Source organism: uncultured Methylobacterium sp. (assembly GCF_964244095.1).
GTDB lineage: Bacteria > Pseudomonadota > Alphaproteobacteria > Rhizobiales > Beijerinckiaceae > Methylobacterium.
Map to the genome: position 1 here is coordinate 1 of NZ_CAXTHR010000171.1, position 8,230 is coordinate 8,230.

The 8,230-nt window shown below is 70.8% G+C and carries 9 protein-coding genes; all 9 read right to left on the reverse strand.

Annotated elements, in window-relative coordinates:
* Positions 1-641 (reverse strand): magnesium-protoporphyrin IX monomethyl ester (oxidative) cyclase (acsF, locus tag ACFE86_RS19635; RefSeq protein WP_375457007.1); only part of this gene is annotated, 641 nt, incomplete at its 3' end.
* On the reverse strand, positions 638-940 hold the full coding sequence (locus ACFE86_RS19640) for a hypothetical protein (RefSeq protein WP_375457008.1): 303 nt from the start codon (positions 938-940) through the stop codon (positions 638-640). The genes acsF and ACFE86_RS19640, both read right to left, overlap by 4 nt.
* Positions 937-1,410, reverse strand: coding sequence for a photosynthetic complex assembly protein PuhC (gene puhC, locus ACFE86_RS19645; RefSeq protein ID WP_375457009.1), 474 nt, complete (start codon positions 1,408-1,410; stop codon positions 937-939). Before puhC ends, ACFE86_RS19640 begins: the two co-directional genes overlap by 4 nt.
* Positions 1,411-1,602: 192 nt before the next feature.
* Positions 1,603-2,289 carry a photosynthetic complex putative assembly protein PuhB gene (gene puhB / locus ACFE86_RS19650; RefSeq protein ID WP_375457010.1) on the reverse strand — a complete coding sequence of 229 codons (687 nt, stop codon included), beginning with the start codon at positions 2,287-2,289 and terminating at the stop codon, positions 1,603-1,605.
* Entirely contained in the window at positions 2,286-3,062 is a 777-nt protein-coding gene (puhA, locus tag ACFE86_RS19655; RefSeq protein WP_375457011.1) for a photosynthetic reaction center subunit H, read from the reverse strand. Before puhA ends, puhB begins: the two co-directional genes overlap by 4 nt.
* Before the next feature lie 16 nt (positions 3,063-3,078).
* Positions 3,079-4,509, reverse strand: a complete 1,431-nt coding sequence (locus tag ACFE86_RS19660; protein ID WP_375457012.1) for a BCD family MFS transporter — start codon at positions 4,507-4,509, stop codon at positions 3,079-3,081.
* On the reverse strand, positions 4,506-5,243 hold the full coding sequence (gene bchM / locus ACFE86_RS19665; RefSeq protein ID WP_375457013.1) for a magnesium protoporphyrin IX methyltransferase: 738 nt from the start codon (positions 5,241-5,243) through the stop codon (positions 4,506-4,508). Before bchM ends, ACFE86_RS19660 begins: the two co-directional genes overlap by 4 nt.
* Positions 5,244-5,253: 10 nt before the next feature.
* Positions 5,254-6,147, reverse strand: coding sequence for a ferredoxin:protochlorophyllide reductase (ATP-dependent) iron-sulfur ATP-binding protein (gene bchL, locus ACFE86_RS19670; RefSeq protein ID WP_375457014.1), 894 nt, complete (start codon positions 6,145-6,147; stop codon positions 5,254-5,256).
* A partial coding sequence (locus ACFE86_RS19675; protein WP_375457015.1) for a magnesium chelatase subunit H occupies positions 6,144-8,230 on the reverse strand: 2,087 nt, incomplete at its 5' end. The genes bchL and ACFE86_RS19675, both read right to left, overlap by 4 nt.

Consider the following 8,230-nt stretch of genomic DNA (forward strand, 5'->3'; position numbering starts at 1 on the left):
CCGTGGCGGAACTCGTCGTTGCACCACTTCTCGAACCACTTGAAGATCGGGTGGATGCGCCGCTCGGGGTGCTTCTCCAGCTCGCGGAAGATGGTGATGTAGCGCGCGTAGCCGATCTTCTCGGAGAGGTAGGTCGCGTAGAAGATGAACTTCGGCCGGAAGAAGGTGTACTTCTTGGACTTGGTCAGGAAGCCAAGGTCGACGCCGATGCCGAAATCCTTCAGCGTGTCGTTGATGAAGCCGGCATGCCGCGCCTCGTCCCGGCTCATGAAGCCGAACAGCTCCTTGATGTCCTTGTTCTTCGCGCGTTTGCGCATCTCGGCGTAGAGCACGCAGCCGGAGAATTCCGCCGTGATCGACGACACGAGGAAATCCAGGAACTCCTTGCGCAGCTCGGGTTCCATCGCCGAGAGGTCGCAGTCGAAGTCGCTGTTGCGAACGAAGTGGCGCTTGTTCGGGTCGGAGCGCAGCTCCGCGATCAGCACGTCCCACTGCGCGCGGACCGGCTCGACATCGGTGCGGTCGAGCTCCACGAAGTCGGTGGTGTAGAAGCGCGGCGAGAGGAAGGTGGTCGCCTGCGCCGACTTGGTCGCTTCGTTGACCGGGCGCGTGGGCAGCGGATGGCGGACGGGCGCGTTCAAAGCTTCCTCCTCTCGCTGAAGCTGACTTCGTAGAGTTCGGTGAGTTCGAGATGGCCGGCGAGCTTGGTCCACAGCCGCTCGATCCGGCCCGCCCGCGTCACCGTGGCGGTGCGGCGGACCACGAGGCGCTCGCCGTAGGGCACCGAGGTCGGGGCATCGTGGACCCGGACCTCGTCGCCGGGCTCGATCTCGAAATCGGCGTCGAGGCTGACATGGGCGTGCAGGCTTTCCGGCGTCTGCTCGATCTCGACCGTGCAGGGCACCTCGACGGTGCGGCGGCCGCTGAGGCGTCCGATCATCGCGGGATGCTCGTGTCGGGCAGGAGGTTTCCGGGGAGCAGCTTGCCGAAGGCGAGCGCGTTGGTCGGCCCGAACGCCTCCAGGTTGACCTTGCGGCCGCTGGTCTCGTCGATGAGCGCCAGCGAGCCGTCGTCGTAGCGGGTGAGGCGGAACGGCTCGGCCGGCGTCTGTCCCGCCCGCAGGCGGGCTTGGCCGAAGCTGCGCAGCGTCGCCCGCAGGAACCCGCCCTCGCCGGGGGCGATGGTTTCGATCAGGCGCTGGGTGGCCGCGTCCTCGACCCGGATCGATCCGTCGTCGCGGTCGAGGACGTTCAGCGACACGCTGGCGACCGGGCTGCCGTTCGGGCCGCCGCTGATGCCGATGCCCTCGCTCCGTCCGATCGTCACCGCCAGCATCGTGAAGCCGACGAGCGCGCCGGCTCCGATCAGCGCGAACGCCGGAACGGGGCTGCTCTCCGATACATCGCCCATCGGCTTCCCTCACCGCCTGTCCGGACCGGTCCTGGTCGGCGCCGCGTCGGGTCCGGCCCGCGCCGCCGTTTCGTTGGCTTCACGTTAACCGGTGTCAAGCGCGCTTGACAATCCTCATTTTGCGTTTTGGCCTCGATTTTTGACGATCTGCGCAAGTGATTGCAGAATTTGAGGTTTCCGATCCGATGCGCGCTAGCGTGCCCCGGCCGCGACCAGCCGCGGAGCCCCGGCCTGGGTCTGCGGGCGGGCGACGAGGATCGGCAGCGCGGCCTCTTCTGGTATCCGCGCGGCGACGATCGCCCGGGCGAGGATGGCCGCGACCGCGGCTCCGTCCGGCACGGAGCGCAGCATCGGCTGCGGCTCGGTCACCCGCCAGGGCCGCGCGTGCGGCCAGAGGTGGAGGTAGGCGACGCGGGTGCCCTTGGAGAGGCGCAGCGCCAAGTCGCCGGTGCCGTCGGCGAAGGTGCGCAGGCCCGCTTCCTCGACCTGAACGAGCGGCAGGTTGAAGGTGACGGAGATCGCGATGCCGACCCGCATGACGACGCGGCGGTTGGTGATGGTGTAGGTCGTGGTCCAGGACGCCAGCCAGCCGAGGCAGCCGACGACGGTGAGCGCCGCCGCGCAGGCCGCGAAGGTCGGCCACGACGCCTTGAGGCCCGCGAGCACGGCCCCGTCCAGCGCCGCCGGCAGGATGGTCCACGCCGCCAGCACCGCGAACCACAGCACGACGAAGCCGCCGTGCATCGGGCGCGAGGCCATGCCGAAGGCGCTCGGCCGGCCCTGCCAGAGGATGCGCTCGCCCGGCGGCAGCGGGCCGGGCAGGCCCTCGGGGATGCGGTCGTCCACGATCGCGTCGTCGTCGGTCCGGAGGGCGCTCATATCAGGGTCTCCGCGCGTTGGGGGGTGGCGTACAGGGTGCCGGCGCCGAAATAGGCCATGATCTTCTCCTCCTCGAGGAGGGTCACGGCGTCGGGGTCGGCATGGGGCGGGATGCCGGAAAACTGCGCGGCCAGCAGCGCCTCGGTCTTGACGGTGCGCGAGAACCGCCCGGTGCGGCAGAAGGTGACCGGCATCAGCACGCGGCGCCCGCCGACCCCGAGCTCGACCTCGTAGTAGCGCGCGAAGCTCTCGCCGCGGTCGATCCAGATGTCGGTGACGATTCCGGCGACCTGGCTGTCGGTGCCGAACACGGTCATGCCGATCGGGTTCGGGCCGTCCTCGTGGACCATGAAGTGGGTCGCGACCCGCAGCGGCACGATGCGCTTCTGACCGTCGAAGGTGTGGTCGAATTCGTCGTCGCGCTGCACCCAGGAGCCGGGTCCGATATGGTCGAACATCGGGTCGGGGCCGGCCGGCTCCAGCGGCGCGCCGGGCCAGGGCTCGCGCTTGCGGCCGACGAAGTTGCGGTCGGGTGCCGTGTCGGCCTGCGGCGCCTGCTTCACCTTGCCGTCGGAGAGGCGGAACAGCTTCGGCGCCGGGATCAGGATCGGGTCGGGGCGCTTGAGGGTGCCGGTGACCTCCGCCTCCAGCGGGTAGCCTTCGCGGCGGTCCTCGCGGCGAATCCAGAAAACTAGGCCGGCAAAGAAGATCCAGAACGCGTAGAGCACGATCTGCGCGACATCGACGTAGCCTGTGAGTGCTCCTGTGGGCATGGCTTTCTCCCGACGCTCAGGTTGACGAGGTGGCCAGCGGAGAGCGGGCGGTGCCCCTCCCCGCCGGTAGGGGGGCGTGCTCGCGCACGAGCGGGCCGATGGCGACCAGCGTCGCAAACAGCAGCGCGATCTCGATATGGTAGACGATCAGGTAGCCGATCGACGGGTCGCTCATCGCCTCGCCGAGCGCGCCCGAGGCGGCCAGCGCCGAGCCGACGTCGCGCACGATGCCGCTCGCCGCGATCGCGAGCCCCGCCGCGCTCGCCTGCACCGCGCCCCAGGCGCCGAGCGCCAGCCCGGTATCCTCCGGGCCGGCGCGCGTCATCGAGGCGGTGAGCGTGCCGTGGGCGAACAGGCCGCCGCCGAGGCCGATCAGCGTGACGCCGGCGGCGAAGACCTGCGCGGAGGCGAGCGGGGCCGCGAACACCACGCAGGAGAAGGCGAGGATGCCGATCACCACGCCGGCGGCCGCCACCCGGAACGGGTCGCCGCCGCGGGCGAGCCAGCGCGCGGCGAGCAGCAGCCCGAGGCCGCCGCCGGCCGCCAGCATCGCGGTGAGCGCCGTGGTGGCGGCGACCGAGAGGTGGAGGATCTGCCCGCCATAGGGCTCCAGCAGGATGTCCTGCATCGAGAAGGCCGCGGTGCCGAGCCCCGTCGCCACGAGGCGCCGGCGCGCGAGCCCCTGCCCGGCATAGGACGCCCAGGATTCCGAGAAGCTCGGACGCGGGGCCTCCTTGGTCCGATGCGGGTCGCGCGCCTCCTGCTTCCACAGGGCCAGCCCGTTGAGCACGATCGTGACGACCGCGGTGCCCTGGATCACCTGGATCAGCCGGACCTTCGAGAAGTCGGCGAGCAGCAGGCCGAAGGCCACCGCGCTCACCATCATGCCCACGAGCAGCATCACGCAGAGCAGCGCCACCACCTTCGGCCGGGCATGGGCGGGCGCGAGGTCGGTGGCGAGCGCCAGCCCCACGGTCTGCGTGGTGTGGAGCCCGGCGCCGACGAGCACGAAGGCGAGCGCCGCGGCGACCTGGCCCGCCCAGACCGGCCCGGTGGTGTCGCCCGAGAGCAGCAGCAGGGCGAACGGCATGATCGCGAGCCCGCCGAACTGGAGCAGCGTGCCGAACCAGATGTAGGGCACCCGCCGCCAGCCGAGCACCGAGCGGTGCGTGTCCGAGCGGAAGCCGACGAGCGCCCGCAGCGGCGCGAAGACCAGCGGCAGGGACAGCATCAGTGCGACGATCCAGGCCGGCACCTCCAGCTCGACGATCATCACCCGGTTGAGCGTGCCGATCAGCAGCACCGCGGCCATGCCGACGGTGACCTGGAACAGCGACAGCCGCATCAGGCGGCCCAGCGGCAGCTCCTTCGTCGCCGCGTCCGCGAACGGCAGGATCGACGGGGCGAGGCTGGAGAGCGACTGGATCAGGCGGGGGCCGAGCTTCATGCGGCGAGCCCTCGCCCCTCTGCGCCGGGCGGGCGGACCCGCGCGAGTTCGATGGCGTTCGAGAGGTAGAAGCCGCTGTTCACGCGGTGCGTGCGGGACAGGGTGAAGCCGGCAAGCGCCGCCTCGCCGGCGATGCGCCGGGCGAGCGTCCGCTGCGTGATCGGCACGATCGCCGGCGCCCGGTCGCGCTTGGGAAACAGCGTGCCGGCGGCGTGCATCACCGTCAGCAGGGCGGTGCGCGGGGCCACCGTGAACACCACCGAGCCGCGGGTGCGGGCGCCGAGGACGGCCAGCGCCCGGGCGATGTCGGCGGCGCTGTAGTGGATCAGCGAATCCATCGCCACGACGTGGTCGAAGGTGCCGAGGCTCGCATCGAGCATGTCGCCGACGCGGAAGTCGATCGCCCCGCCGCCTTCGACGGTTCCCGTGCGCTCGCGGGCGAGGCCGACGAGGGTCGGCGAGACGTCGATGGCCACGACCTCGGCCCCGCGCCGCGCCGCCTCGACGCTGAGCGCGCCGGTGCCGCAGCCGGCATCGAGCAGGCGCAGGCCGGTGAGGTCGTCCGGCAGCCACGCGAGCAGCGTGCCCCGCATGGCGTCGCGCCCGGCGCGCACCGTCGCGCGGATCCTGGAGACCGGCGCGTCGGAGGTCAGCCGCGCCCAAGCGTCCACCGCGGTGCGGTCGAAGTAGGTGGTGAGCTGCCCGCGGCGCTCGGCGTAGGTGGTGCTCGTCATGGCCAAACCCCTAGTCGAACCCGAGGAATTCGAAGAGGTCGCGGTCCTTCATCGGGATCGCGGAGAGCGGCTTGCCGCCGGCGTAGAGGAAGGCGGCCAGCCGCATGTACTCGGTCGTCACCGCTTCGAGTTCCGGCGTCGGATCCATCTCGAACAGGGTCCGCTTCTTCAGGCGCGAGCGCCGGACCACGTCGAGGTCGGGGAAGTGCGCGATCCGCTCCAGGCCGACGGCGGCGTTGAAGCGGTCGATCTCGTCGGTGCCGGCCGAGCGGTTGGCGATGACGCCCCCTAACCGCACGGGATAGTTCTTCGCCTTGGCGTGGATCGCGGCCACGATCCGGTTCATCGCGAAGATCGAGTCGAAGTCGTTGGCGGTGACGACCAGCGCCTGCTCGGCGTGCTGGAGCGGCGAGGCGAAGCCGCCGCAGACCACGTCGCCGAGCACGTCGAAGATCACCACGTCGGTGTCCTCCAGCAGGTGATGCTCCTTGAGGAGTTTTACCGTCTGGCCGACGACGTAGCCGCCGCAGCCGGTGCCGGCAGGGGGACCGCCGGCCTCCACGCACATCACGCCGTTGTAGCCTTCGGCCACGAAGTCCTCGACGCGCAGTTCCTCGGAGTGGAACTGCACGGCCTCCAGCGCATCGATCACGGTCGGCGCGAGGCGCTTGGTCAGCGTGAAGGTCGAGTCGTGCTTGGGGTCGCAGCCGATCTGCAGCACGCGCTTGCCGAGCTTGGAGAAGGCCACCGACAGGTTCGACGAGGTCGTCGACTTGCCGATGCCGCCCTTGCCGTAGACCGCGAAGACCTTCGCGGTCGTGCCGATGGCGACGTCGAGCGAGACCTGGACGCTGCCCTCGGGCTCGCGCCGCGCGACGATCGGGTTCCGGATGGCGATGTTCATGCTGCGACCCCTGTGATGCTGCCCGCCCCGGGGAGGATACCTTCGAGGCGGTCTTCGAGCTCGTCGCCGGCGTTCTGCAAGGCGGCGAGCATCGCGGCGTCTGGTTGCCAGAACCCGCGCTGGTGCGCCTCGATGAGGCGGTTGGCGACCTTCGCCGAGGCGGTCGGGTTGAGTGCCGCCATGCGCTCGCGCATCGCGGGGTCGAGGACGAAGGTCGTGGTGATCTCGCGGTAGACCCACGGATCGACCTGCGCCGTGGTCGCCGACCAGCCCATCGTGTTGGTGACGTGGGTCTCGATCTGGCGGACGCCCTCGTAGCCGTGGGCGAGCATGCCCTCGTACCATTTCGGGTTGAGGATGCGGGTGCGGGTCTCGATCGCCACCTGCTCGTTGAGGGTGCGCACGCAGCCCTCGCCGCGGGTCTGGTCGCCGATGTAGACCGGCGCGTCGACGCCGCCCTTGGCGCGCTTGACCGCCCGACTGATGCCGCCGAGCGTGTCGAAGTAGTGGTCCACGGTGGTGACGCCGAGTTCCACCGAATCGAGGTTCTGGTAGGCCAGATCCACGTCGGCGAGCACGCTCTTCAGGAGCGCGGTCTGCTGCACCGGCCGGCCGTCGCGGCCGTAGGCGAAGCCCTTGCGCCGGGAGTAGGTCTCGGCGAGTTCGTCCTCCTCGTCCCAGCGGCCGTTCTCGACGAGGTGGTTGACGTTGGAGCCGTAGGCGCCGTCGGCGTTGCCGAACACCCGCAGCGCCGCGGTCTCGAAGTCGCCGCCGTGGACGCGCTGGTATTCGAGCGCGTGGAGGCGGACGAAGTTCCGCTCCACCGGCTCGTCGGCGGATGCCGCGAGCAGGCAGGCTTCCGCGATGAGCTTGATCTGCAAGGGCAGCAGATCGCGGAAGATGCCCGACAGGGTGACGACCACGTCGATGCGCGGGCGGCCGAGTTCTTCCAGCGGGATCAGCTCGGCGCCGGCGAGCCGCCCGTAGCCGTCGAAGCGGGGCCTCGTGCCGATCAGCGCCAGCACCTGGCCGATCGGGCCGCCCTCGTTCTTGAGGTTGTCGGTGCCCCACAGGACGATGGCGACCGACTTCGGCAGGGGCAGGCCGTCGGCCATGTGTCGGTCGAGGATGCGCTGGGCCTGGCGCGCGCCGTCCTGCACCGCGTAGGCGCTGGGGATGCGGAACGGGTCGAAGCCGTGGAGGTTTCGCCCCGTGGGCAGGATGGCGGGCGTGCGCAGCAGGTCGCCGCCCGGCGCCGGGCGGATGAAGCGGCCGTCGAGCGCCCGGAGCAGCGCCGGCACCTCGTGGTCCTCGGTGAGTTGCCGGTCGGTGGCGGCCAGTTCGCGCAGGACCGCAAGGTCGGTGGCCTTCGGCACCGGGCCGGCGGCGGCGAGCGCCGCCTCCGGCGAGGCACCGCCGACCAGCGCGGCGACCGATGCCCGCTCCAGGCGGGTGCCGTGGCTGGAATCGGCCATCGACAGCAGCATGTCCACGCGCTCGGCCGGGGAGAGCGGCTGGCCGACGACGTGGAGCCCGTGCGGGATCAGCGTGTATTCGAGTTCGAGGACCTCCCGGCCGATGCGGCCGACCTCCGCCTCCGCCGCGTCGCCCCAGGCGGGCTCCGCAGGGGACAGGTCGACCAGCGCCGCCTGGGCCTGGACCAGGACCGCGAGTTCGGCCCGCTCGTGGTCGGCGTCGGGCTCCAGGCCGCGCCAACGCTCGATCGAGCCCTTCAGCTCGACCAGCCCGCGATAGAGCCCGGCATGGGCGATCGGCGGCGTCAGGTAGCTCACCAGGGTTGCGGCCGAGCGCCGCTTGGCGATGGCGCCCTCCGACGGGTTGTTGGCGGCGTAGAGGTAGATGTTGGGCATGTCGCCGATCAGCCGGTCGGGCCAGTCGGTGGCCGTGAGGCCGGTCTGGCGGCCGGGCATGAACTCGAGCGCGCCGTGCGTGCCGAAATGGATGAGCGCGTGCGCTTTGAAGTCCTCGCGCAGCCAGCGGTAGAAGGCGGAGAAGGCGTGCGTCGGGGCGAACCCCTTCTCGAACAGCAGGCGCATCGGGTCGCCCTCGTAGCCGAAGGCGG

Coding starts and splice junctions, on each gene's coding strand:
- puhA (WP_375457011.1), bottom strand. CDS start 3,062: ATGCCCACAGGAGCACTCACAGGCTACGTCGATGTCGCGCAGATCGTG.
- puhB (WP_375457010.1), bottom strand. CDS start 2,289: ATGAGCGCCCTCCGGACCGACGACGACGCGATCGTGGACGACCGCATC.
- ACFE86_RS19640 (WP_375457008.1), bottom strand. CDS start 940: ATGATCGGACGCCTCAGCGGCCGCCGCACCGTCGAGGTGCCCTGCACG.
- bchM (WP_375457013.1), bottom strand. CDS start 5,243: ATGACGAGCACCACCTACGCCGAGCGCCGCGGGCAGCTCACCACCTAC.
- bchL (WP_375457014.1), bottom strand. CDS start 6,147: ATGAACATCGCCATCCGGAACCCGATCGTCGCGCGGCGCGAGCCCGAG.
- puhC (WP_375457009.1), bottom strand. CDS start 1,410: ATGGGCGATGTATCGGAGAGCAGCCCCGTTCCGGCGTTCGCGCTGATC.
- ACFE86_RS19660 (WP_375457012.1), bottom strand. CDS start 4,509: ATGAAGCTCGGCCCCCGCCTGATCCAGTCGCTCTCCAGCCTCGCCCCG.